Origin of the sequence: Pseudomonas putida (genome assembly GCA_041879295.1) — a bacterium.
In the GTDB taxonomy this organism is placed as follows: domain Bacteria; phylum Pseudomonadota; class Gammaproteobacteria; order Pseudomonadales; family Pseudomonadaceae; genus Aquipseudomonas; species Aquipseudomonas putida_Y.
This window is the reverse complement of record CP047152.1, coordinates 734,490-757,224: the sequence shown is the minus strand read 5'-3', so window position 1 is coordinate 757,224 and position 22,735 is coordinate 734,490. Positions and strand designations below refer to the sequence as shown.

Genomic DNA, 22,735 nt, shown 5'->3' with positions numbered 1-22,735 from the left:
CGAACACGGGCGAAGCCCGTGCCATCCACGGCGGTGCCTTCTTCGCGGGTAAACCGCTTGTGTCGCGACAGGAGGCCGACGGCCTCCCGGCAACCTACCAGGCTATCAATGAGCCCAAGGCAGGATCGGAATGGCAGTCACCGCATTCTGCGGACTGCCTTCGATCATGCGGTCGCTGTACACCAGGTACACCAGCGTATTGCGCTTCTTGTCGAGAAAGCGCACCACCTGCATGGTCTTGAACACCAGCGAGGTACGTTCCTTGAACACTTCCTCGCCATCTTTGAGCTCACCCTTGAAGTTGATCGGCCCGACCTGACGACAGGCAATCGATGCCTCCGCCCGGTCCTCGGCCAGCCCCAAGCCCCCCTTCACCCCGCCAGTCTTGGCCCGCGACAGGTAGCACGTCACGCCCTCTACCTTAGGGTCGTCGAACGCCTCGACCACAATGCGGTCGTTCGGCCCGAGGAACTTGAACACGGTGGACACCCGGCCGACCTCTTCAGCGCCGGCCAGCATCGGCAGCACGAACGCTGCCACAGCGATTACCTTCTTCAGCGGGCTCATACCAGCACCAGGTTGTCGCGGTGTACAAGTTCCGGCTCGGCGCTGTAACCAAGGATCGACTCGATGGCGTCGGACGACTGACCAATGATCTTCTGCGCCTCCAGGGCGCTGTAGTTGGCCAGGCCGCGAGCCACTTCAAGGCCGTCCGGGCCGACGCACACCACCATCTCGCCACGACGGAAGCTGCCCTGCACAGTCTTCACGCCAACCGGCAGCAAACTCTTGTTGGCCTGACGCAGCGCTTGCACGGCACCGGCATCCAGCACCAGGGTGCCACGGGTTTGCAGGTGACCGGCCAGCCATTGCTTGCGCGCCGCGAGCATGCCGCGCTCGGGCGACAGCAAGGTGCCCAGGCGCTCGCCCGCCTTCAGGCGGTCCAGCACGCGCTCGATGCGACCACCGATGATGATGGTGTGGGCACCGGAACGGGCAGCCAGGCGCGCCGCACGCAGCTTGGTCTGCATGCCGCCACGGCCCAGGGCACCACCGGTACTACCGGCCACGGCATCCAGTGAGGGGTCGTCGGCACGGGCTTCGTAGATCAACTGCGCTTCGGGGTTGTTGCGCGGGTCGGCATCGAACATACCATCGCGGTCGGTGAGGATCACCAGCAGGTCGGCCTCGACCAGGTTGGCCACCAGCGCCGCCAGGGTGTCGTTGTCGCCAAAGCGGATCTCGTCGGTGACCACGGTGTCGTTTTCGTTGATCACCGGCACTACACCCAGATCAACCAAGGTGCGCAGGGTGCTGCGGGCATTCAGGTAACGCTTGCGGTCGGACAGGTCGTCATGGGTCAGCAGGATCTGAGCGGTGTGCTTCCCGTGCTCCCCGAAGCTCGACTCCCAGGCCTGCACCAGGCGCATCTGGCCGAGCGAGGCAGCCGCCTGCAGCTCGTTCATCGCACTCGGTCGCTTGGTCCAGCCCAGCTGGCTCATGCCGGCAGCCACGGCCCCGGAGGAGACCAGTACCAACTCCACGCCTGCCTCACGCAGCGCGACCATCTGCTCGACCCAAACGGCCATTGCACCGCGGTCGAGGCCCTTGCCATCGGCGGTCAGCAGAGCACTGCCAATCTTAACGACCCAGCGCTTGGCGCCCGTCACCTTGCTTCGCATCTTCTTCCAACCTATGTCGAATCTGTAGATACCGTGGATACAAAAACGCCGCTCCAGAGAGCGGCGTTTAGTGTACTGCAACCGATCAGTCGCGCACGTAAATGATTTCCGGACCGTCTTCGTCGTCCTCGAAATCATCGTCCCAACCGTCATCGTCGCCGATGTCGTGCACGCTCTTGACGCCGGTACGACGCAGGGTGCGGGCGTCGTCCAGGGCCTGCAGCTGGGCACGGGCTTCGTCTTCGATGCGCTGGTCGAGGTCGGCCAGCTCTTCGGCGTAGGCCGGGTCGTTGGCCAGACGGTCGGCGCGGTCTTCGAGGTAGCGCATCAGGTCGTGGCTGAGCTTGTCGGTGCCCTGCTTGGAAATGGCCGAGATCACGTAAACCGGGCCTTCCCACTCCAGACGGTCGATCACTTCCTGCACACGCTCGTCACGCTCGTCGTCCATGACCATATCGGCTTTGTTCAGCACCAGCCAGCGCTCACGCTCGGCCAGCGACGGGCTGAAGCGGGTCAGCTCGTTGACGATGACTTCGGCGGCATCGGCCGGGCTGCTTTCGTCCAGTGGCGCGATGTCCACCAGGTGCAGCAGCACGCGCGTACGCGCCAGGTGCTTGAGGAAGCGGATACCCAGACCGGCACCTTCAGAAGCGCCTTCGATCAGGCCGGGGATGTCGGCGATGACGAAGCTCTTCCAGCGGTCGACGCTGACCACGCCCAGGTTTGGCACCAGGGTGGTGAACGGGTAGTCGGCGACTTTCGGCTTGGCGGCCGAGACCGAACGGATGAAGGTACTCTTGCCGGCGTTGGGCAAGCCCAGCAGGCCGACGTCGGCCAACACCTTCATTTCCATCTTCAGGTCACGCTGCTCACCCGGTTTGCCTGGGGTGGTCTGGCGCGGCGCACGGTTGGTGCTCGACTTGAAACGGGTGTTGCCCAGCCCGTGCCAGCCACCTTGCGCGACCATCAGCTTCTGGCCGGGGGTGACCAGGTCACCGATCACTTCCTGGGTGGAAGCATCGATCACGGTGGTGCCGACCGGCACGCGCAGGAACAGGTCTTCACCCTTCTTGCCGGTGCAGTCGGTGCTACCGCCGTTGGAGCCACGCTGGGCTTCATGGTGACGGGTGTAGCGGTAGTCGACCAGGGTGTTCAGGTTTTCGTCGGCAATCATGTACACCGAGCCACCGTCACCGCCGTCACCGCCGTTAGGGCCGCCGTTCTCGATGAACTTCTCGCGACGGAAGCTCATGCAACCGTTGCCACCGTCACCGGCCTTGACCCGAATGGATACTTCGTCAACAAACTTCATTAAAACCGCCTCTCGTCGGTAGACGAGCTGAATGACTCAAAAACATGAGGCTCTTGCAAAAATGAGCGCGGCGGCCCCGTACGACCGTAGAAACCAACGCCGGCAACCCAGACAAACAGCTTTGCAAGAGGCTCACCACAAACGAAAAAGCCCCGTCGCATGACGGGGCTTCTGGAGCGACGTCGCGATTAAGCGGCGACGATGCTCACGTAACGGCGCATGAACTCGCCTTTCTTCTCGAACTTGATCACGCCTTCGATCTTGGCGAACAAGGTGTGGTCCTTGCCCATGCCAACGCCGTAGCCAGCGTGGAATTCGGTACCGCGCTGACGGACGATGATGTTGCCTGGCTTGATAACCTGGCCGCCATACATCTTCACGCCAAGGCGTTTCGATTCTGAGTCGCGACCGTTACGAGTACTACCACCAGCCTTCTTGTGAGCCATGGTTCAATTCTCCAAATAAATTCAGGGGATCTAGGGGATTAAGCCTGGATGCCGGTGATTTTGATCTCGGTGAACCACTGGCGGTGGCCCATACGCTTCATGTGGTGCTTACGACGACGGAACTTGATGATGCGAACCTTGTCGTGGCGGCCTTGCGAAACGACTTCGGCCACTACTTTAGCGCCAGCAACAACTGGAGCACCGATGGTGACTTCTTCACCGTTGGCGACCAGCAGAACGCGATCGAAGGTCACGGATTCGCCAGTGGCGACTTCCAGTTTTTCGATCTTGAGGAATTCACCTTCAGCGACTTTGTACTGCTTGCCGCCGGTAACGATTACTGCGTAAGACATGGTATTTCTCCGATAATCCTGCTCACCCAGCGCTTTATATGATGAGTATTGGCTGGCATGGCTGCACAGGGCTGGAACGGCCCGGCGCAATTGCGTAAGGCAGGTGCTGCCCAGGAAGTTAGGGTGCGCGATTGTACGCAACCGCGGTTTTGCTTGCAAGTGCCGCCCCCGGCCAGCTGGCACCGCGCCTTGACACACCGGGACCCGCGACCTAGCATGCCGCGCAACCTCACTGGAGCAGCCGATGCAACCCCAAACCTTCTACCGCGCGGTGGCTGATGATTTCAGCGCCGTCGACGAGATCATCAAGAAGCAGCTGACCTCGCGCGTGCCGCTGGTATCGAAGATCGGCGACTATATCACGTCCGCCGGTGGCAAGCGCCTGCGTCCCCTGCTGGTACTGCTGTGTGGCAAGGCCCTGGGCCGCGAAGGCGACGACCTGCGCCTGCTGGCCGCCACCATCGAGTTCCTGCACACCGCCACCCTGCTGCACGACGATGTGGTCGACATGTCCGGCATGCGTCGCGGCCGCTCTACCGCCAATGCCCTGTGGGGCAACGCGCCAAGCGTACTGGTGGGCGACTTCCTTTATTCGCGCTCGTTCGAAATGATGGTCGAACTGGGCTCGATGCCGGTCATGCAGATCCTGTCCAAGGCCACCCGCGTGATTGCCGAAGGTGAAGTGCTGCAACTGTCGCGTGTACGCGACGCCAGCACCACCGAGGAAGTCTACATGGAGGTCATTCGCGGCAAGACGGCGATGCTGTTCGAAGCGTCGACCCACAGCGCTGCGGCACTGGCCCAGGCCACCGACGAGCAGCGCGAAGCCCTGCGTACCTTCGGCGACCATCTGGGCGTGGCCTTCCAGCTGGTCGACGACCTGCTGGACTACAAGGGCGACTCGCAGACCTTGGGCAAGAACGTCGGTGACGACCTGGCCGAGGGCAAGCCTACCCTGCCGCTGATCTACACCATGCGCGAAGGCACTGCCGAGCAGGCGGCGCTGGTACGCCAGGCGATCCAGAAGGGTGGCCTGGAAGATCTGGAACAGATTCGCGTCGCGGTCGAGGAATCGGGTGCGCTGAAGTACACCGCCGAGCTGGCGCGCGATTACGTGAAGCGTGCCATCGCCTGCCTCGAAGTGCTGCCTGCCAGTGAATACCGGGATGCGCTGGTTGAACTGAGCGAATTTGCGGTCGCGCGTACGCACTGACAGACCGAGTCGTCTTCATTCGCGGGCAAGCCCGCTCCTACACCATCTGTGGGGAGCAGGCTTGCCCGCGATGCTTTTGTCCGGACATAATCACTTCCGGGAAAATACCTTTTACAATGTGGGCTTTTAACCGCCCGTCTGTTTGTTTGAGGAACCGAAGTGAGCACTCTGCCACCCTGCCCAAAATGCAACTCCGAATACACCTATGAGGATGGCACTCAGCTGATCTGCCCTGAATGCGCCCACGAGTGGTCGGCCAGCGGCGATGCCGAGGCGACCAGCGACGAGGTGGTGAAAAAGGACTCGGTCGGCAACATCCTGCAGGACGGTGACACCGTCACCGTGATCAAGGACCTCAAGGTCAAAGGTTCGTCCCTGGTGGTCAAGGTCGGCACCAAGGTCAAGAACATCCGCCTGTGCGATGGCGACCACGACATCGACTGCAAGATCGACGGCATCGGCGCCATGAAACTGAAGTCCGAGTTCGTCCGCAAAGTCTGATCACACAAAAATCTGGCAATCGGCGCTTGCCATTTAGGTAATAGGAATTATTCTCATTGGAACCGCTATCCAAGGAGAATCTCCATGACTTACCTGATCGACGCCTGGCTGGAACGCCCCCACCCCTACCTGCGCATTCTTCATCGGGAAACCGGCGAAGTGTGCGCGGTCCTTGAAGAAGAAGCCCTCGACGAACTGCGTGACCAGGGTGACCTGGACATGAGCGGGCTGAATTCGAGTGAACCGGGGGTACTCAAGGAACTGGTACGGAATCTGTTTCTGTTCTGCTATGCGCGGGCATTGCACCCTGGGGGGACAGACTGGAATTGAGGCCGGCAGGGCCGGCCTCTTCGCAGGTGAACCCCACCCCTACAGAAAAAGGTGGGCTTACTCGCGAATGGGCCGCAAAGCGGCCCCAACGACCTTACAGAACGTCGAGCAGTTCGACGTCGAACACCAGTACGCTGTGCGGCGGGATGCTGCCAACGCCTTGGGCGCCGTAAGCCAGCTCGCTTGGCACGTACAGGCGCCATTTGCTGCCAGCGTTCATCAGTTGCAGGGCTTCGGTCCAGCCAGCGATCACGCCGCCTACCGGGAACTCAGCCGGCTGGCCACGCTCGTAGGAGCTGTCGAACACGGTGCCGTCGATCAGGGTGCCGTGGTAGTGGGTACGCACGTTGTCTTCGCGGGTCGGCTTGGCGCCTTCACCAGCGGTCAGCACTTCGAACTGCAGGCCCGAAGCCAGTGTGGTGATGCCTTCACGCTTGGCGTTCTCGACCAGGAATTCCTTGCCAGCAGCAGCGGCGGCTTCGGCCTTGGCTGCAGCTTCGGCTTGCATCACCTCGCGGATGACCTTGAAGCTGGCCGACAGGTCGGCTTCGCTGACGCGGCTGTCGGCACCGTTGAAGGCATCGGTCAGGCCGGCCAGGATGGCTTCCAGGCTGACGCCCGGTGGCGGGTTGTCGCGCAGCTGGCCGCCCAGCTGACGGCCGATACCGTAGCTGACGCGAGTTTCATCGGTAGACAGGTTGAGTTCGGACATTGTCGTGCTCCACTGCAGGGCGCAGTGCAGCCGCGCCCTTGATAAAAAGGGCGAGCAGCCTAGCACACTGAGGCGTTGTGAGCAGCTACCAGGCCGAACGCTGGGAAATCGGCAACTTCAGGTCTTCTTCCGGGTGCGTACCCATACCGCACATTTCATCCTGCACCGACCAGTGCACCAGGTTCATCGAAACCATGGGGATGGTTTGCAGCAACTTGCGCGCATCTTCCACCGAGTGCACACGCAAGCGCTCACCGCGGGTATCGGACAGGGGGTGAGGATGGCCTTTGACCCGGGCCTCGAGCAGGTAGTCACCGCCTTCGATGGCGATCAGGTTCAGTTCGTCGACATGGCCAGCCCTGGCCTCGGTATTGAGCTGATGCAGGTTCATGAGAGCACCTCGCGATGGGAACCACGCATGAGAGCTCATTTTTTGTACAGGAAGGGAGAATGCGCAAGGCATGACTGACGCCACTCGTCAGTTGAGCCTAGATCTCTGTGGGAGCGGGCGTGCCCGCGAAGCAGGCCACGCGGTGGCTGCCACCGGCTTTGCCGGTGTTCGCGGGCATGCCCGCTCCCACGGGAGTTGCAGTGAGGCCTGGCGGGACTCAGTGCTTGGTCAGCTTGTCCAGGTAGCCCATGCAAAACGCCGAGACCACGAAGGTCATGTGGATGATCACGTACCACATCAGGTAATCGGTGGAGATGTTCTGCGCATCCATGAACACCCGCAGCAGGTGAATGGACGAAATCGCCACGATCGACGCGGCAACCTTCATCTTCAGCGACGAGGAGTCCATCTTGCCCAACCAGTTGAGCTTTTCCTTGCTTTCATCGATGTCCAGTTGCGAAACGAAGTTCTCGTAGCCGGAAATCATCACCATCACCAGCAAGCCACCGACAAGCGACATGTCGATCAGTGAAAGGATCACCAGGATCAGGTCAGCTTCGCTCAACGCAAAGACATTGGGCAGGACGTGGACCACTTCCTGGAAAAATTTCAGCGCCAGGGCCAACAGGCCGAGGGACAAGCCGAAGTAGATCGGTGCGAGCAGCCAGCGCGAGGCATACATCGCGTTTTCGAGGATACGTTCCATGAAGTTCAGGACTCATCAGGTGACTAAAAAAGCGACGGCGAGTATAGCCAGCCACCTGTTACAGCAAAAGCCCGGGGGCTGCTCCGCAGCCCCGGCATTCTTCAGTTCTCAGGATGAAACTGGTAATCCCCCAGGTTGCGACACCGCTCACCATTGATCCGCCGCAACTGCGCCTGCAAATGCAGACACCAGATCTGCGGGTCTTCCGCCACCTGATAACCATGCAGGGTCAGGCTGTCGACAATGGCATTGAGCACCGACTCAGCCACCAGCGGCCCATGAAACGGCCCCTGTGCCTTGATCGCGGAGGGTTGTTCACCGGCCATGCCGGCGGCGAACAGCAGGGTCCACATGCCGTTATCCCCGGCCAGTGGACGAATGCTGCATTCGATACGAGTCACCAGGCCCAGGCACTGGCGTGTGAGGCTGAGGTTGCGCATGGCCGCGTCCCCTCCAATGAGCCTTGTTCAGCCCGAAACCCTCAGGCTGTTTCCATCCTGAACGCTGTACCGTCCTTAAGTTCCAGCATAGAAGAACAGTTCAGAAAGATGGAAAACTGGCGCTGAACGGTAGCACATCGCCGCCAGCGCCAGTTTGTTGACTCAGGCCGGTTTGGCTTGGGCAATCACGTCTTCAAGGCGTTCCTTTTCTGCCTTCTCGATGTCTTCCTCGCTGATCATCTCGGCAATTTCCCGCAGGCGCTCCACCACACGGGCATTGACGCTGCCCTCGGTGAACAGCCCCTTGTCGTCGAGTACCCCGGCCTCCTCGCCCACCAGCAGGCTCAGCGCCTCATCCGCCTGACTGACCGCGTAGACGTGGAACATGCCGTTCTCCACCGCCTGCAACACGCGCTCGTCAAGCATCAAGGTGGCAACGTTGGCACGCGGAATGATCACCCCCTGCTCGCCGGTCAGGCCACGCGCCTCGCAGAGGCGGAAGAAGCCCTCGATCTTCTCGTTGACCCCTCCCACCGCCTGTACTTCACCGAACTGGTTGATGGAACCTGTGATTGCGAAGCACTGCTTGAGCGGCGTGCGCGACAAGGCCGAGATCAGCGTGCAGGCTTCGCCCAGCGAGGCGCTGTCGCCGTCCACGTAGCCATAGGACTGCTCCAGGGCGATGCTCGCGGAGATCGCCAACGGGAATTCCTGGGCATAGCGGCTGCCCAGGTAACCGGTGAGGATCATCACCCCTTTGGAGTGGATCGGCTGGCCAAGGTTGACCTCACGCTCGATATCGACAATACCGCTGCCGCCCGGGTACACGGTGGCCGAAATACGCGCTGGCATGCCGAACGCCGAGTCGCCCACTTCCAGCACGGTCAGCCCGTTGCACTTGCCGATGGCCGCGCCTTCTGTGTCGATCAGGATGATGCCGGCAAGCATGTCGTCCAGCACCCGTTGCGACACACGCCCGGTACGGGTGGCCTTGGCCTTGAGCGCCCGCTCGATGTGGCCCGCATCGGTCATTTCGTCACTGGCCAGCTGGCGAATGAAATCAGCCTCGCTGACCAGCTGGAACAGGTCACCGATACGCGCCGACAGGCGCGACTGGTTCTCGGCCAGACGAGCACTGTAGGTGGCCAGACGCGCCACCGCGTCGCTAGTCAGCGGCGCCATGCCCTCTTCGTTGGTGCGGGTGCGCAACAGTTGGGCGAACTGCTCCAGGTTCTCGTCGACCATCGGCATGTCTTCATCGAAGTCCACCAGCACGCGGAACATCTCCTGGAAGTCCGGGTCGTGGTCCTGCAGTGCGTAGTACAGCTGGCGCGAGCCGATGATCACCAACTTGACGTTCAGCGGAATCACCTGCGGCTGCAGGCTGACGGAGGCAACACGGCCCAGCTCACCGATTGGCGACTCCATCTTCAGCTTGCGCGACTGCAACGCTCGCTTGAGCGCATCCCATACGAACGGCTCGCCCAGCATCTTCTCGGCTTCCAGAATCAGGAAGCCGCCGTTGGCGCGGTGCAGCGCGCCTGGGCGCAGTTGGCGATAGGAGGTATACAGCGCACCTTGGTCGGTGCTGTATTCGATACGGCCAAACAAGTTGTCGTAGGTCGGGTGCGGCTCGAACACCACCGGCGCGCCACCGTCAGCGTGGTGGCCCACCACCAGGCTAGGCGCGTACTGCTCTTCGAGCAGCTTGCGGGCCACGGCGTCGGACTTGCTGTCATCGACCAGTTGCTCGACCAAGGTACGCAACAGGTTCAACTGCACCGATTGCAGGTAGGCGCAAACCGCCGCGTTTTCGGCGTACTTTTCCGAAAGCGGCGCCAGCAACGGCTGCAGCGCCAAGGTGATGGTTTCTTCGTTGAGCTGACGCAGCTGGTTGTTCGATTCGCGCTTCCATTGCGGCAGGCTGGCCAGTTCTTCGTTAAGGCGCTCCTCAAGCAGGGCAATGTCCTCGTGGAACTGCTCGCGCACCTCTTCCGGCAATTGGGCAAATTCCGCTTCATCCAGCGCCTTGCCATCGGCCATCGGCGTGAAGGCGACGTTGCTGGCATCGCGGTACAAGGCCACGTCCTTTTCCAGCGACGCGCGCTCGATCACATCCAGCGCGCGGTCATAGCGCTGGTTGAAAGCGCGGTCGATGGCGCCCTTCTTCTGCTGGTAGGACGGGTGTTCGAACACCGCCGGGAACGTCGACAGCAGGTTGTCGATCAATCCGCCCATGTCGCTGATGAACTCGGCGGCGCTTCCGGACGGCAGCTCCAGTGCACGTGGTTCACGGGTGTCGTCGAAGTGGTTGACGTAAACCCAGTCGGCCGGGGTTTGCTGGCGCTTGCCCTCGGCCTTGAGGTAGCGCTTGACGAACGAGAAGCGCCCGGTGCCGGGCTCGCCCATTACGTACACATTGTAACCGGGGCGCGGCATGGCCACGCCAAACTGCAGGGCCTCGACAGCACGTTCCTGGCCCAGGACTCCGCGAAACGGCTCCAGATCGTCGGTATGGGTAAAGGCAAACTGCTCGGGTGAGAAACGCCGGGTCAGGGCTTCAGGCGCAAGACGCAGGCGCGCAGCGACAGGATCGGGCATTGGGTTTCCTTACTTCGGCGGGGCAGATACGCAGCATTCTGGCGCTGCCCGCGCGCGCCTTGCAAGGCTCCACGGGACTTTATGTCGCAGCCGGTGCAGTCATGTGACAGCAAATTTTTCGCAATCAACAACGCAACCTTTAGATCGTGCCTAAACTCCAAGCTGCGCGGGTGGGTGAAAAGCTTTCCCGACCTGGCAACCGAGTTGCCAGAAACCCTGACCCTTGGTTAAGACAAAGAGAACAAATGCTATGAAACGGATTCTTCTGGGTACTCTGTTCACCGTGGTCTCGCTGAACGCCATGGCCGAAGCGCCAGGCGGCCCGAACTGCGGCTGGGGCAACATGCTGTTCGAAGGCCAGCGCGGCACGCCGGCACACTTCCTGGCTTCTACCACCAACGGCACCTCCGGTAACGCCACCTTTGGCATGACCTCCGGCACCAACGGCTGCTCGACCAGGGCTTCGCTGACCTACGGCGGCAAGTCCTGGTTCGCCATGAACGGCATGATGAACGAGCTGTCCGAAGACATGGCCATGGGCCAGGGCGAAGCTCTGACCACCTATGCCGTCGTTCTCGGCGTAGCACCGGAAGACCGCAGCTACTTCAACTCGGTCACCCACCAGCACTTCAACCAGATCTTCAGCAGCGCCGACGTCACTGCCGAAACTGTCCACAGCAACACCCTGGCCGTTCTGAAGAGCGACCCACGCCTGGCCAAATACGCTACCGAGGCCTAAGCACAGCTGCTCCCGCCCCACCCGGGGCGGGTTTCGCCTTTTTCGGCATCGTCAAGAAGTAGTTGCCCGATATGCTCAAACGCTTTGCTTGCCTGGCGCTGTGTGCCTGCGCCCCTGTTCATGCCGCCCCTGTGCTGGATCCAGGCCGTCTCCAGCAATTGGCCAATACCCCTTACTGGCTCGCCATTGGTCATTATGAAACCGCCAAGCTAGGCGGCTGGCGCAGCTATGTGGATGATGATGCGTTCTTCCTCGCCGAAGATGGCGCGCACCATCCGGACCAGGAACTCAAGGCTACGGTCGATGCGCTGTATGCCCCGGCCAGTCTCGGTGACAAGCACGCCCAGTGCGTATTCCCCGCGCGCACCCGCTGGCTTCGTGAACAGCTAGACCTGCAAGACTTGCCACAACCGGACTGCCAGGAATTCAAGACCTGGTACCAGTCGATCGACCCGCACAGCGCCGCGTTGATCTTCCCGGCAGCCTACCTGAACAGCCCGTCGTCGATGTTCGGTCACACCCTGCTGCGCATCGACCAGTCCAACACCCGCAGCGACGACACCACGCTGCTGAGCTACGCCATCAACTTCGGTGCCTATATCGAAGGCAGCGACAACAGCATCCTGTACGCCTGGAAAGGCCTGATGGGTGGCTACCCGGGGCTGTTCGCGCTGATGCCCTACCAGGAAAAACTGTCCGAATACCGCAGCCTGGAAAACCGCGACCTGTGGGAATACCAGCTAGACCTGACCCCCGAAGAAACCGGACGTATGGTCGAGCATGTGTGGGAGCTGAAGCAGATCCAGTTCGATTACTTCTTCTTCGACGAGAATTGCTCCTATCGCCTGCTGGAGCTGCTGCAAGTGGCCCGGCCGAGCCTGGACCTGACGTCTCAGTTCCCGCTGACCGCCATTCCCACCGACACGGTAAAAGCCGTGAAGCAGTCCGGCCTGGTCGCCAGCGAAACTTACCGCCCCTCTCGTGAGCGTGAATTGCTGGCCAGGGCCGAGCCACTCGACCACAACGAAAAGCGCCAGGTGCTGGCTGTAAGCGCCGACACTGCGCAATTGCAAAGCCCTGAATTCCAGGCCTTGCCTCGCGAACGCCAAGCGTTGGTGCAAGATGCCGCGTATCGTCTTGAGCGCTATCGGGCCAATGGCCAGGAACGCGACCCAGGGCAGGCCAAACGCAGCTTCGAGTTGCTGCGGGCGATCAACAGCAACCCGCCGCGCCCCCTGCAAATCGAACGCCCCGGCCTGCCCGAAGATGGCCATGACTCGCGCACCTGGCAGTTGGGCGTGGGTACCCGCGAAGACCGCGCCTACGCCGAATATGGCTTGCGCATGGCCTACCACGACCTGAATGACAACGCCTATGGCTTCCCGCTGGGCGCACAGATCGAAATCCTGCAATTGAAGCTGCGCCAGTATGAAGGCAACGATTGGCAGGTGCAGCGCCTGGACCTGGCCACCATCCGTTCATTGACACCCCGTAACGAGCTGCTCAAGCCTTGGTCATGGCAAGTGGCTGGCGGGCTGGAGCGGGTGCCGGGCAAGCATGATGACGAAGTGCTGGTGAGCCATGTGAATGGTGGCGCTGGCGGCACCTGGCAGCTGGCCGACGGTTTGCTGGGGTTTGCCTTGGGCACGGTGCGGGTCGAGCATCACAACGACTTCGCACAATTCATTGCCCCGGCGGCTGGCTTCAATGGCGGCCTGCTGTGGCGCAATGGGTTGGGCAACATGACGCTGGAGGCCAAGGGCGATTACTTCACCAACGGCGAGGTGCGGCGCAGTTTAAGCCTGAACCAGCAGTGGGAAATCAGCCAGAACCTTGGGCTTCGGTTGAGCGCTTCGCGTGAGTTCAGCCACCTGGCCACGGCACAGAACGAGGTGATGCTCGAGCTGAAGTGGTATCACTACTGAGGCTGCTTTGCGGCCTTTCGCGGGCACGCCCGCTCCCACAGGGTCTCCACACGATTCGAGGCCTGTGAAGTCCCTGTGGGCGCGGGCTTGCCCGCGAATTGGTCTGTTAGGCTGGCAAAGCAGTGTGACTGAACCAACTCTTTGACACTGTTTTGACATCTACCCGACAAATCGCCACCTAGACTTTCCACCATCAACTGGAGGGCTTTGTGGCTATGTCGCGGTACTGGTTCGGCGTGTGCATTGCGTTGTTGCTGTCAGGTTGCGAAACCACCCACGAGCAGATGGTCAACCACGGTTACCCTCCCGCCTATGCGGATGGCTTCCAGGACGGCTGCAGCAGTGGCCGCCAGGCGGCCGGGCTGATGGTGGGCAACTTCCGCAAAAACGTACCCCGCTACCTGCACGAGCGTCAGTACGAAACCGGCTGGGACGATGGCTTCCGCCAGTGTCATGCCATGCAGAACAGCGAAGAACAGCGCCAATACCACGAGCGTTTCTGGGACCAGCGCGACCGCGAGTGGGAACAGGAAAAGGACCGAGGCGCTGCCAAGGCCTATCGCCACAACTGAGTCGCAAACGGACATTCCTTTAAACCGGCGGCCTGCCATGATGGTCTCAAGCACAAGGAGGCCTTGCATGAGCCGAGCATTCGTCAACGAAGACCAAGCCGCCGCCCAGGCCGACCAACCGGTTGAGCGGCGCATCAGCGAACAACCCAACTACGTCACCGCCAGCGGCCTGCGCCAGCTGCAAGCCCACTTGGCCGAGCTGAATACCTTGCGCAGCGAACTGCAGGCTCAGGGTGAGCGTGGCGACAAGCAGCAGCTGGCCGATACCGAACGCGACCTGCGTTACTTCAACGCACGGGTGCAGAGCGCACAGGTGGTGCCGGCGGCCACTTCTCGCAGCAAGGCGCAGATTGGTAGCCGGGTGCGATTTGTCGATGCGCAGGACCAGGAGCATGTTGTACGGCTGGTGGGCGAGGATGAAGCAGATGCCGGGCGGGGCTTGATCAACTGGGGCTCGCCATTGGGGCGTGCCTTGCTGGGCGCGGGGCCTGGAGATGAGGTGGTATGGCGTCGGCCGATGGGCGAGCAAGTAATTGAAGTGCTCGAGATCGAGGGTGAGCCCTGAGGGGGCCGCACAGCGGCCCCAAGAACTTCAGGTCAGACCACGCCTTGCGCCAGCATCGCATCGGCCACTTTCACGAAGCCCGCGATGTTCGCCCCTTTGACGTAGTTGATACGGCCATCAGCCTCTTCACCGTAGTGCACGCATGCATGGTGAATCGACTGCATGATGCTGTGCAGCTTGCTGTCCACTTCACCGGCAGTCCACAGCAGGCGCATGGCGTTCTGCGACATTTCCAGGCCCGACACAGCTACGCCGCCGGCATTGGAGGCCTTGCCCGGGGCATACAGAATGCCGGCGTCCAGGAAGATGTCCACAGCCTCGAGGGTAGTCGGCATGTTGGCGCCTTCGGCCACACAGATGCAGCCGTTACGCAGCAAGGTGCGGGCATCTTCGGCGCCCAGCTCGTTCTGCGTGGCGCATGGCAGGGCGATGTCGCACGGCAGGCTCCACGGGGTCTGGCCCTTGCGGAACTCCAGGCCGAACTGCCCGGCCAGCTCGCTGATACGGCCACGCTTGACGTTTTTCAGCTCCATCAAGGCGTCCCACTGGGCATCGGTCAGGCCGGCCTCGGCATACAAGGTTCCTTCAGAGTCAGACAGCGAGATCACCTTGCCGCCCAGGTCCATGACCTTGCGCGCAGCATATTGGGCGACGTTGCCCGAACCGGACACCGCCACGCGGCGGCCGTCGATACGCTTGTCCTGACGCTTGAGCATTTCTTCGGCGAAGTAAACGCAGCCATAGCCGGTGGCTTCCGGGCGGATCAGGCTGCCGCCATAGGTCATGCCCTTGCCGGTCAGCACCGAGGTGAACTGGTTGGCCAGGCGCTTGTACTGGCCGAACATGAAGCCGATTTCGCGGGCACCCACGCCGATGTCACCGGCCGGTACGTCGCAGTCGGCGCCGATGTGACGATACAGCTCGCTCATGAACGCCTGGCAGAAGCGCATCACTTCGGCGTCGCTCTTGCCTTTGGGGTCAAAGTCCGCGCCGCCCTTGCCGCCGCCCATGGGCAACGAAGTCAGCGAGTTCTTGAACACCTGCTCGAAGGCCAGGAACTTCAGCACGCTGAGGTTCACCGACGGGTGGAAGCGCAGGCCGCCCTTGTACGGGCCAATGGCACTGCTCATCTGAATGCGATAACCGCGGTTGACCTGCACCTTGCCCTGGTCATCGACCCAGGATACGCGGAACAGCAAGGCGCGCTCAGGCTCGACCATGCGCTCGAGGATACCGGACTGCAGGTAGCGGGGGTTGGCTTCAAGGAATGGCCACAGGGTGCGAAGCACCTCTTCTACGGCCTGGTGGAATTCTGGTTGGCCAGGGTCACGCTGCTTTAGGCGTGCAAGAAAATTGTCGACAGATTCGATCATGGTAGACATCTCACCAAGAGGATTGGACTTATTGGTTTTTTCAGGAATGTACCAAGAAGCAATCGCACCGGAACAGGGCGAAATGTCGTTTTTATGAAATTATTTGGTGCGTTTTATGTAAGTGTATACAAAACACGCTCCCGATTCCTTGTTTTCAGCTTTCCATCAAGCACAAAAATGGGGCTCCTTTGAGCCCCATTTTTGTGCATCAGAAAACCGGCTTACTGGGCCAGCTTCTTGTGCCGTACACGGTGCGGCTGGGCAGCAGCATCACCCAGACGCTTCTTGCGGTCGGCTTCGTACTCGGTGTAGTTACCCTCGAAGAAGACCACGTTCGAGTCGTCTTCGTACGCCAGGATGTGGGTAGCCACGCGGTCCAGGAACCAACGGTCGTGGGAAATCACGATCGCGGCGCCCGGGAAGTCCAGCAGGGCTTCTTCCAGCGAACGCAGGGTTTCGACGTCAAGGTCGTTGGACGGTTCGTCGAGCAGCAGAACGTTACCGCCTTCCTTCAGGGTCAGGGCCAGGTGCAGGCGGCCACGCTCACCACCGGACAGGTCCTTGACGAACTTCTGCTGATCGCCACCTTTGAAGTTGAAGCGGCCAACGTAGGTACGCGAAGGGATCTCGTAGTTGCCGATGCGGATCTGGTCGGAACCGTCGGAGATCTGCTGGAACACGGTCTTGGCGCCGTCCAGGTCCTCGCGGCTCTGGTCCACACAGGCCAACTGCACGGTTTCACCGATCTCGATGCTGCCCGAGTCCGGCTGCTCCTTGCCCATCAGCATGCGGAACAGGGTCGACTTACCGGCACCGTTACCACCGATCACACCAACGATGGCACCTTTGGGCATGGCGAACGACAGGTTGTCGATCAGCACACGGTCACCGTAGCCCTTGGTGACGTTCTTGAACTCGATAACCTTGTCACCCAGGCGCGGACCGGCCGGGATGTAGATTTCGTTGGTTTCGCTGCGCTTCTGGAATTCCTGCGACTGCATTTCTTCAAAGCGCTGCAGACGGGCCTTGGACTTGGACTGGCGGGCTTTGGCGCCTTTGCGCACCCACTCCAGTTCCTCTTTCATGGCCTTCTCGTGGGCGCTCTGCTGCTTGGACTCCTGCGCCAGACGCTCCGACTTGGCTTCCAGCCAGCCCGAGTAGTTGCCTTCGTACGGGATGCCGGCGCCGCGGTCCAGCTCCAGGATCCAGCCGGCGACGTTGTCGAGGAAGTAACGGTCGTGGGTAATGGCTACCACGGTGCCCGGGAAGTCGTGCAGGAAGCGCTCCAACCAGGCCACCGAGTCGGCGTCCAGGTGGTTGGTCGGTTCGTCGAGCAGCAGCATGTCAGGGGCCGACAGCAGCAGGCGACACAGAGCCACACGGCGCTTTTCACCACCGGACAGGTGTTCGATGCGCGCATCCCAGGCAGGCAGGCGCAGGGCGTCGGCAGCGACGTCCAGCTGGCGCTCCAGGTTGTGGCCATCAGCGGCCTGCAGGATGGCTTCCAGCTTGGCCTGCTCGGCGGCCAGCTTGTCGAAGTCGGCATCCGGCTCGGCGTAGGCCGCGTAGACCTCGTCCAGGCGGGCCTGGGCGTCCTTGATCACGCTGACCGCTTCCTCGACCACTTCACGTACGGTCTTGGTTGGGTCCAGTTGCGGTTCCTGTGGCAGGTAACCCACGTTGATGTCGGGCATCGGACGGGCTTCGCCGTCGAATTCCTTGTCGACGCCCGCCATGATCCGCAGCAGGGTCGATTTACCGGCGCCGTTCAGGCCAAGTACGCCAATTTTGGCGCCTGGGAAGAACGACAGGGAAATGTTCTTGAGAATTTCCCGCTTCGGCGGCACGACCTTGCTCAGCCGATGCATGGTGTAGACGTATTGAGCCAAAACCAAGCCCTCTAATCAGATAGGTAAAGACATCGCCGATCGCCCCGGCACGCAGTGGCCAGGGGGATGTGTTTACGGGGTGTCATTGAACAAAGTCGACCATTCTACGCCAACGCGCGGCGTTGCATAGGAGGGGCCGATGGTGGGGTGTGATCAGTGCGGTCACTGGGATGAATTCATTGCCTGTGCCGGCCTCTTCGCGGGCACGCCCGCTCCCACAGCGTCACCACAGAGTCTGAAGAATCCGCGATTCCTGTGGGAGCGGGCGAGCCCGCGAAAGGGGCGGCACAGCAGCAGAAGAGGCTCAGACGTGACGCTGCTTGACCTTGCCCCGCGGCAACCGGCAACGGTCGCCCCGCTCGGCCAGGCGCGCGGCCCAGGCGGACTTCACGCTGAAGCCGCCGCTGCGGGCAGGTTGCTGCTCGGCCACCTTGGCCGGTTTGGCAGGCGCTGTGCTGACCACCTTGGCTGCCGGCTTGGCCGCAGTCACTGTCGGCGTTGGTGGCTCTACTGCCACCTTGGCAGTCTTGCGCAGTTCAGCCAGCGACGGGGCCTTGCTTTTGGCGGCAGCGGCCGCCTCGGGTTTGCCCAGCGAACGCTGGCAAGACTTGCAGGATACGTCCTCGGTCACGGCAGTGCTGACAAGGGTCTGACTGCTGCGCCCGCAGGCGGAATCGAGGCCATTGGAGGAAAAGTGAGTAACCAAAACCGAACATCTCCGATGCGTTGTCATGTGAAGCGGGCGCTATTCTCGCACAGGTTGCAGGGGCTTGCCGAACCACCGGGCAGCCACCACCGGTCAACACGGCTGGCACTTTGCCATAATCCGAGGCATGCTAGCCGGTTTCGGGTATCCGGCCTTATAGTGCGCCTCCGCGGTGCGCAAGCCCGGTGCCGGCACGCGCCGTGCAAGATCATTCCCTGCCATCGCCAGCCCAATCGCAGGATCAACGCTTGACCAACCTTACTCATTCGTCGTCATTGCGTTCCGCACCACAAGCACCCGCCACCATACTGCGCGGGTCGATCAAGGGTGCGCTGGCGCTGCTGGCCCTGATCCTGCTGGGACTGCTGGTGTGGCAACTATTCGCCCAGTTCAAACATACTCAGGCCGACTTGCGCAAACAGAGCCTGGACGCCTCTGCGGAACTGGCCGACCACCTGAGCCTGAACATGGCGCTCAAGGCGCAGCAGGCCGTGAACGTGGTGCAACCCTACCCAGATGCCCCCACCCCTGCCGCCCTGCCCAGCCTGCTCGGCACCCTACGCCAGCGCCTCCCCGCCCTGCAGAGCGCGGCCTGGCTGGACAACACCGGGCAACTGCGCGCCGACAGCCTGGCAGGCAGCCCCGACCGCAAGCTGTTTGATGAGTTGCTTGCACTTAGCCAGGGACGCCCGTACTTCTTCACCAATTCGGCCGACAACCACATCCTGTACCTGCTGCTGCGCCAGGATGCCGCGCAGGGTCACGGCTACTGGCTACTGCGCCTGTCACCGGACTATTACCGCGAGCTCACCCTCCACCTGGAGGGTAGTGGGCACCCGCAGTGGCTGCTGGAGAACAGCCGCAGCGGCGAAGTGCTGCTGCGCAATGTCGCAACCGATACCAGCGACGAGCCGCTGCAAAGCGTGATGCTGGCCTTTATCGAAAACAGCACCTGGCAGCTACACGGCCTGTTCGACGCCAAACTGGCCCGGCAAACGTTGTTGCCGGCGCTGATCGGCAAATGCCTGCTGGTACTGTTCTGCGCCCTGCTGCCGGTACTGGCGCTGATCAACATGCGGCGCCGCCAGCGGGCGCTGCAGGAAGACCGCAGGCGCTATCAGGAAATTTTTGAAGGCACCGGCGTGGCCCTGTGCGTGCTCGACCTGTCCAGCCTGCCCGGTCAGCTCGATCGCTACCACCTGCGCAACCGGGCCGCACTCAAGCACAGCCTGGCGCTGGATCCGAACCTGCGCCGCTCGCTGCTGCTGGAGCTGAAGATCACCGAGGTCAACCAAGTGGCGCGCCAGCTGCTGAACATCGACTGCCACGAAGGGGCCTGGCAGCGGCTGATCGATGGCACTGGCGACAGCCGCGACAGCATTGGCATGCAACTGATCGATGCACTGATCGAACAACGCCCGTTGCTGGAGCTGGAAGTGCGTCTGCCGACACCCCAGGGAGACGAGCTGCACCTGTGGCTGATGGCTCGCCTGCCGCTGCAGCGTCGCGATTACCAGGCGGTGATCCTCAGCATCAGCGATATCACCAGCCGCAAACAGGTGGAGCTGTCGCTACTGGAACGCGAAAGCTTCTGGTCGGACGTGGTACGCACCGTACCCGACCAGTTGTATGTGCAGGATGTGCCCAGCCAACGGATGATCTTCAGCAACCGCCACCTCGGCCAGACCCTGGGCTACGACCGCACCGAGCTGGCACAGATGGGCGACCGCTTCTGGGAGCTGCTGCTGCACCCCGAGGACGCCGCACACTACCAGGCACTGCGCCAGCAACAGCGCGACAGCGGTCATGACCAACCGCTGCACTGCCAGCTGCGCTTCCGCCACCGCGACGGAGGCTGGCGCTGCTACGACATCCGCGAGCAGGTGCTGACCCGCAACGCCGAAGGCCTGGTTACGCGCATCATCGGTGTGGGCAAGGATGTGACCGTTCAGATCGAGGCCAGCCAGTCGCTGCGTGACAGCGAGCAACGCTACCGCATGCTCGCCGAAAGCATCAGCGACGTGATTTTCTCCACCGACAGCCAGCTCAAGCTCAATTATGTCAGCCCCTCGGTAAAGAGCGTGCTGGGCTACCAGGCCGACTGGATCTTCGCCAACGGCTGGCAATCCATCGTCGCCAACCCGGCCCAGCTCACCGGTATCTACAGCCTGATGGAGCGTGTCAGCAAGGCCATGGGCGATCCGGCGCAAATGGCGCAATTGTGCAGCCAGTTACCCACCCAACTGTTCCTGTTCGACTGCCTGCGTGCCGATGGCCGCAAGATCCCGATCGAGCTGCGCCTGGTGCTGGTGTGGGACGATGACCAACGCTTCGAAGGCGTACTTGGGGTGGGCCGCGACATCAGCCAGCAACGCCGCGCCGAGAAAGACCTGCGCATGGCCGCGACCGTATTCGAACATTCCACGTCGGCGATCCTCATCACCGACCCGGCCGGCTATATCGTTCAGGCCAACGAGGCGTTCAGCCGCGTCAGCGGTTACGCCGTCAGTGAAGTGCTCGACCAATTGCCGGGCATGCTCACTGTCGACGAACAGCAGGAAGGCCACCTGCGCTATGTGGTCAAGCAACTGCACCAGCGCGGCAGCTGGGAAGGTGAAGTGTGGCTCAAGCGCCGTGACGGCGACCACTACCCGGCCTGGGTCGGCATCACCGCGGTACTGGACGACGAAGGCGACCTGGCCAGCTACGTGTGCTTCTTCACCGACATCAGTGAACGCAAGGCCAGCGAACAGCGCATCCACCGCCTGGCCTACTACGACGCCCTTACCCACCTGCCCAACCGCACACTGTTCCAGGACCGTTTGTACAACGCCCTGCAGCAGGCCGAGCGGCAGAAGGCCTGGGTGGTGCTGATGTTCCTCGACCTCGACCGCTTCAAACCGATCAACGACTCGCTCGGCCATGCGGCCGGCGACCGCATGCTCAAGGACATGGCCCTGCGCCTGCTGGCCTGCGTGGATGACGATGACACGGTGGCACGCATGGGCGGCGACGAGTTCACCCTGCTGCTGCAGCCGCGCCCCACCCGCGAAATGGCCCTGAACCGCGCCATCCACGTGGCCGAGAACATCCTCGGCAGCCTGGTGCGGCCGTTCGTGCTGGAAAACCGCGAGTTCTTCGTCACCGCCAGCATCGGCATCGCCCTCAGCCCACAGGATGGCAGTGAGCTGAGCCAGCTGATGAAGAACGCCGACACCGCCATGTACCACGCCAAGGAGCGCGGCAAGAACAACTTCCAGTTCTACCAGGCCGAAATGAACGCCAGCGCCCTGGAGCGCCTGGAGCTGGAAAGCGACCTGCGCCATGCCATGGAGCAGAACGAGTTCATCCTCTATTACCAGCCGCAGTTCAGCGGCGACGGCAAGCGCCTGACCGGCGCCGAAGCGCTGCTGCGCTGGCGTCACCCGACCCGCGGCCTGGTGCCGCCGGGCGACTTCATCCCGGTGATCGAGGAACTGGGCCTGGTGGTGGACGTGGGCGATTGGGTGCTGCGCGAGGCCAGCCGCCAGCTCAAGGCCTGGCACAAGGCCAAGGTGCGAGTGCCGAAAGTGTCGGTGAATATTTCGGCGCGGCAGTTCTCCGACGGCCAGCTGGGCACGCGGATTGCCAACATCCTGGATGAAAGCGGCCTGCCGCCGGCATGCCTGGAGCTGGAGTTGACCGAAAGTATCCTGATGCGCGAGGTAAACGAGGCGCTGCAGATTCTTGCCAGCCTGAAGAACCTCGGCCTGAGCATTGCGGTAGACGACTTCGGCACCGGCTACTCGTCGCTCAACTACCTCAAGCAGTTCCCCATCGACGTACTGAAGATCGACCGTACCTTCGTCGACGGCCTGCCCGAAGGCGAGCAGGACGCGCAGATTGCCCGGGCGATCATCGCCATGGCCCACAGCCTCAACCTGGCAGTCATCGCCGAGGGCGTGGAAACCCACGAACAGCTGGAGTTTCTGCGCGAGCATGGTTGCGACGAGGTGCAGGGCTATCTGTTCGGGCGGCCGATGCCGGCGCATCAGTTCGAGGCGCAATTCTCCAACGAGACCTTGTTCATGTTCCATTGACCCGCACGCTGCCTGTTCACAAGGTTCCCGTAGGAGCGGGTTTACCCGCGAACACCGGCGAAGCCGGTGCCATCCACCGCGCCGGCTTCTTCGCAGGTAAACCCGTTCCTACAAGTACGGTGCCGCAACCGAATCCTGCATAAAAAGCGGACCTGCGAGTCAACTCCTGCCCGCGCCCAGCCCAGAAACGGCGCGGGATG

The 22,735-nt window shown here is 61.9% G+C and carries 21 protein-coding genes; 8 read left to right on the top strand and 13 right to left on the bottom strand.

Annotation, left to right across the window (positions count from 1 at the left end; translation table 11 throughout):
* Nucleotides 1-105: 105 nt before the first annotated feature.
* From GST84_03525 to rplU, 5 genes are all read right to left on the bottom strand, one after another.
* A complete protein-coding gene (locus tag GST84_03525) occupies nt 106-567 on the bottom strand; it encodes a hypothetical protein (protein XGB11475.1) in 462 nt (153 codons plus the stop codon).
* Nucleotides 564-1,682, bottom strand: coding sequence for a glutamate 5-kinase (locus GST84_03520; protein XGB11474.1), 1,119 nt, complete (start codon nt 1,680-1,682; stop codon nt 564-566). The genes GST84_03525 and GST84_03520 overlap by 4 nt, the downstream gene beginning before the upstream one ends.
* A gap of 85 nt (nt 1,683-1,767) precedes the next feature.
* Nucleotides 1,768-2,994, bottom strand: a complete 1,227-nt coding sequence (gene cgtA, locus GST84_03515; protein ID XGB11473.1) for an Obg family GTPase CgtA — start codon at nt 2,992-2,994, stop codon at nt 1,768-1,770.
* 188 nt (nt 2,995-3,182) lie between these two features.
* On the bottom strand, nt 3,183-3,440 hold the full coding sequence (gene rpmA, locus GST84_03510) for a 50S ribosomal protein L27 (GenBank protein ID XGB11472.1): 258 nt from the start codon (nt 3,438-3,440) through the stop codon (nt 3,183-3,185).
* Between the two features lie 38 nt (nt 3,441-3,478).
* The gene (gene rplU, locus GST84_03505; GenBank protein XGB11471.1) at nt 3,479-3,793 is read right to left on the bottom strand and encodes a 50S ribosomal protein L21; all 315 of its coding nucleotides are present in this window, start codon (nt 3,791-3,793) and stop codon (nt 3,479-3,481) included.
* Nucleotides 3,794-4,037: 244 nt separating this feature from the next.
* Between rplU and GST84_03500 the strand changes: the two genes are divergently transcribed.
* The 3 genes from GST84_03500 to GST84_03490 all read left to right on the top strand — a co-directional run bounded on the left by GST84_03500 (nt 4,038) and on the right by GST84_03490 (nt 5,837).
* A complete protein-coding gene (locus GST84_03500; GenBank protein XGB11470.1) occupies nt 4,038-5,006 on the top strand; it encodes an octaprenyl-diphosphate synthase in 969 nt (322 codons plus the stop codon).
* A 159-nt stretch (nt 5,007-5,165) separates the two neighbouring features.
* Entirely contained in the window at nt 5,166-5,507 is a 342-nt protein-coding gene (locus tag GST84_03495) for an alkylphosphonate utilization protein (protein XGB11469.1), read from the top strand.
* An 84-nt stretch (nt 5,508-5,591) separates the two neighbouring features.
* Nucleotides 5,592-5,837 (top strand): hypothetical protein, encoded by a 246-nt coding sequence (locus GST84_03490; GenBank protein ID XGB11468.1) that lies wholly within the window; start codon nt 5,592-5,594, stop codon nt 5,835-5,837.
* Nucleotides 5,838-5,931: 94 nt separating this feature from the next.
* Here the strand turns inward: GST84_03490 and GST84_03485 are convergent, their stop codons facing one another.
* The 5 genes from GST84_03485 to GST84_03465 all read right to left on the bottom strand — a co-directional run bounded on the left by GST84_03485 (nt 5,932) and on the right by GST84_03465 (nt 10,687).
* A complete protein-coding gene (locus GST84_03485; GenBank protein ID XGB11467.1) occupies nt 5,932-6,549 on the bottom strand; it encodes an FKBP-type peptidyl-prolyl cis-trans isomerase in 618 nt (205 codons plus the stop codon).
* Nucleotides 6,550-6,634: 85 nt separating this feature from the next.
* Nucleotides 6,635-6,940: a cation transporter gene (locus tag GST84_03480; GenBank protein ID XGB11466.1), complete on the bottom strand. Its 306-nt coding sequence runs from the start codon at nt 6,938-6,940 to the stop codon at nt 6,635-6,637.
* A 217-nt stretch (nt 6,941-7,157) separates the two neighbouring features.
* On the bottom strand, nt 7,158-7,646 hold the full coding sequence (locus GST84_03475) for a TIGR00645 family protein (protein ID XGB11465.1): 489 nt from the start codon (nt 7,644-7,646) through the stop codon (nt 7,158-7,160).
* 101 nt (nt 7,647-7,747) lie between these two features.
* Nucleotides 7,748-8,086, bottom strand: coding sequence for a hypothetical protein (locus GST84_03470; GenBank protein XGB11464.1), 339 nt, complete (start codon nt 8,084-8,086; stop codon nt 7,748-7,750).
* Nucleotides 8,087-8,248: 162 nt separating this feature from the next.
* Nucleotides 8,249-10,687: an AAA family ATPase gene (locus GST84_03465; GenBank protein ID XGB11463.1), complete on the bottom strand. Its 2,439-nt coding sequence runs from the start codon at nt 10,685-10,687 to the stop codon at nt 8,249-8,251.
* A gap of 250 nt (nt 10,688-10,937) precedes the next feature.
* Here GST84_03465 and GST84_03460 point away from each other — a divergent pair, with 250 nt between their 5' ends.
* The 4 genes from GST84_03460 (at nt 10,938) to GST84_03445 (ending at nt 14,488) form a co-directional block, all read left to right on the top strand.
* The gene (locus GST84_03460) at nt 10,938-11,426 is read left to right on the top strand and encodes a DUF3015 domain-containing protein (protein XGB11462.1); all 489 of its coding nucleotides are present in this window, start codon (nt 10,938-10,940) and stop codon (nt 11,424-11,426) included.
* A gap of 71 nt (nt 11,427-11,497) precedes the next feature.
* Nucleotides 11,498-13,351 carry a DUF4105 domain-containing protein gene (locus tag GST84_03455; protein ID XGB11461.1) on the top strand — a complete coding sequence of 618 codons (1,854 nt, stop codon included), beginning with the start codon at nt 11,498-11,500 and terminating at the stop codon, nt 13,349-13,351.
* 215 nt (nt 13,352-13,566) lie between these two features.
* The gene (locus tag GST84_03450; GenBank protein XGB15701.1) at nt 13,567-13,923 is read left to right on the top strand and encodes a lipoprotein; all 357 of its coding nucleotides are present in this window, start codon (nt 13,567-13,569) and stop codon (nt 13,921-13,923) included.
* 67 nt (nt 13,924-13,990) lie between these two features.
* On the top strand, nt 13,991-14,488 hold the full coding sequence (locus GST84_03445; GenBank protein XGB11460.1) for a transcription elongation factor GreAB: 498 nt from the start codon (nt 13,991-13,993) through the stop codon (nt 14,486-14,488).
* 32 nt (nt 14,489-14,520) lie between these two features.
* Here GST84_03445 and GST84_03440 read toward each other — a convergent pair whose 3' ends face one another.
* The 3 genes from GST84_03440 to GST84_03430 all read right to left on the bottom strand — a co-directional run bounded on the left by GST84_03440 (nt 14,521) and on the right by GST84_03430 (nt 18,456).
* Nucleotides 14,521-15,861, bottom strand: a complete 1,341-nt coding sequence (locus tag GST84_03440) for an NADP-specific glutamate dehydrogenase (GenBank protein ID XGB11459.1) — start codon at nt 15,859-15,861, stop codon at nt 14,521-14,523.
* Between the two features lie 221 nt (nt 15,862-16,082).
* Entirely contained in the window at nt 16,083-17,750 is a 1,668-nt protein-coding gene (ettA, locus tag GST84_03435; protein ID XGB11458.1) for an energy-dependent translational throttle protein EttA, read from the bottom strand.
* Nucleotides 17,751-18,054: 304 nt separating this feature from the next.
* On the bottom strand, nt 18,055-18,456 hold the full coding sequence (locus GST84_03430) for a hypothetical protein (GenBank protein XGB11457.1): 402 nt from the start codon (nt 18,454-18,456) through the stop codon (nt 18,055-18,057).
* Between the two features lie 248 nt (nt 18,457-18,704).
* On the opposite strand from GST84_03430, the gene GST84_03425 reads away from it, so the two are divergent.
* Nucleotides 18,705-22,535, top strand: a complete 3,831-nt coding sequence (locus tag GST84_03425) for an EAL domain-containing protein (GenBank protein ID XGB11456.1) — start codon at nt 18,705-18,707, stop codon at nt 22,533-22,535.
* Nucleotides 22,536-22,735: the final 200 nt, after the last annotated feature.

Bases quoted from the DNA above. Each gene is read 5' to 3' on its own strand.
- GST84_03460 (XGB11462.1), top strand. From the start codon at position 10,938: ATGAAACGGATTCTTCTGGGTACTCTGTTCACCGTGGTCTCGCTGAAC.
- GST84_03440 (XGB11459.1), bottom strand. From the start codon at position 15,861: ATGATCGAATCTGTCGACAATTTTCTTGCACGCCTAAAGCAGCGTGAC.
- cgtA (XGB11473.1), bottom strand. From the start codon at position 2,994: ATGAAGTTTGTTGACGAAGTATCCATTCGGGTCAAGGCCGGTGACGGT.
- GST84_03445 (XGB11460.1), top strand. From the start codon at position 13,991: ATGAGCCGAGCATTCGTCAACGAAGACCAAGCCGCCGCCCAGGCCGAC.
- GST84_03525 (XGB11475.1), bottom strand. From the start codon at position 567: ATGAGCCCGCTGAAGAAGGTAATCGCTGTGGCAGCGTTCGTGCTGCCG.
- GST84_03480 (XGB11466.1), bottom strand. From the start codon at position 6,940: ATGAACCTGCATCAGCTCAATACCGAGGCCAGGGCTGGCCATGTCGAC.
- GST84_03520 (XGB11474.1), bottom strand. From the start codon at position 1,682: ATGCGAAGCAAGGTGACGGGCGCCAAGCGCTGGGTCGTTAAGATTGGC.
- GST84_03500 (XGB11470.1), top strand. From the start codon at position 4,038: ATGCAACCCCAAACCTTCTACCGCGCGGTGGCTGATGATTTCAGCGCC.
- GST84_03475 (XGB11465.1), bottom strand. From the start codon at position 7,646: ATGGAACGTATCCTCGAAAACGCGATGTATGCCTCGCGCTGGCTGCTC.
- GST84_03455 (XGB11461.1), top strand. From the start codon at position 11,498: ATGCTCAAACGCTTTGCTTGCCTGGCGCTGTGTGCCTGCGCCCCTGTT.
- GST84_03470 (XGB11464.1), bottom strand. From the start codon at position 8,086: ATGCGCAACCTCAGCCTCACACGCCAGTGCCTGGGCCTGGTGACTCGT.
- GST84_03490 (XGB11468.1), top strand. From the start codon at position 5,592: ATGACTTACCTGATCGACGCCTGGCTGGAACGCCCCCACCCCTACCTG.
- GST84_03465 (XGB11463.1), bottom strand. From the start codon at position 10,687: ATGCCCGATCCTGTCGCTGCGCGCCTGCGTCTTGCGCCTGAAGCCCTG.
- GST84_03485 (XGB11467.1), bottom strand. From the start codon at position 6,549: ATGTCCGAACTCAACCTGTCTACCGATGAAACTCGCGTCAGCTACGGT.
- rplU (XGB11471.1), bottom strand. From the start codon at position 3,793: ATGTCTTACGCAGTAATCGTTACCGGCGGCAAGCAGTACAAAGTCGCT.
- rpmA (XGB11472.1), bottom strand. From the start codon at position 3,440: ATGGCTCACAAGAAGGCTGGTGGTAGTACTCGTAACGGTCGCGACTCA.
- GST84_03450 (XGB15701.1), top strand. From the start codon at position 13,567: ATGTCGCGGTACTGGTTCGGCGTGTGCATTGCGTTGTTGCTGTCAGGT.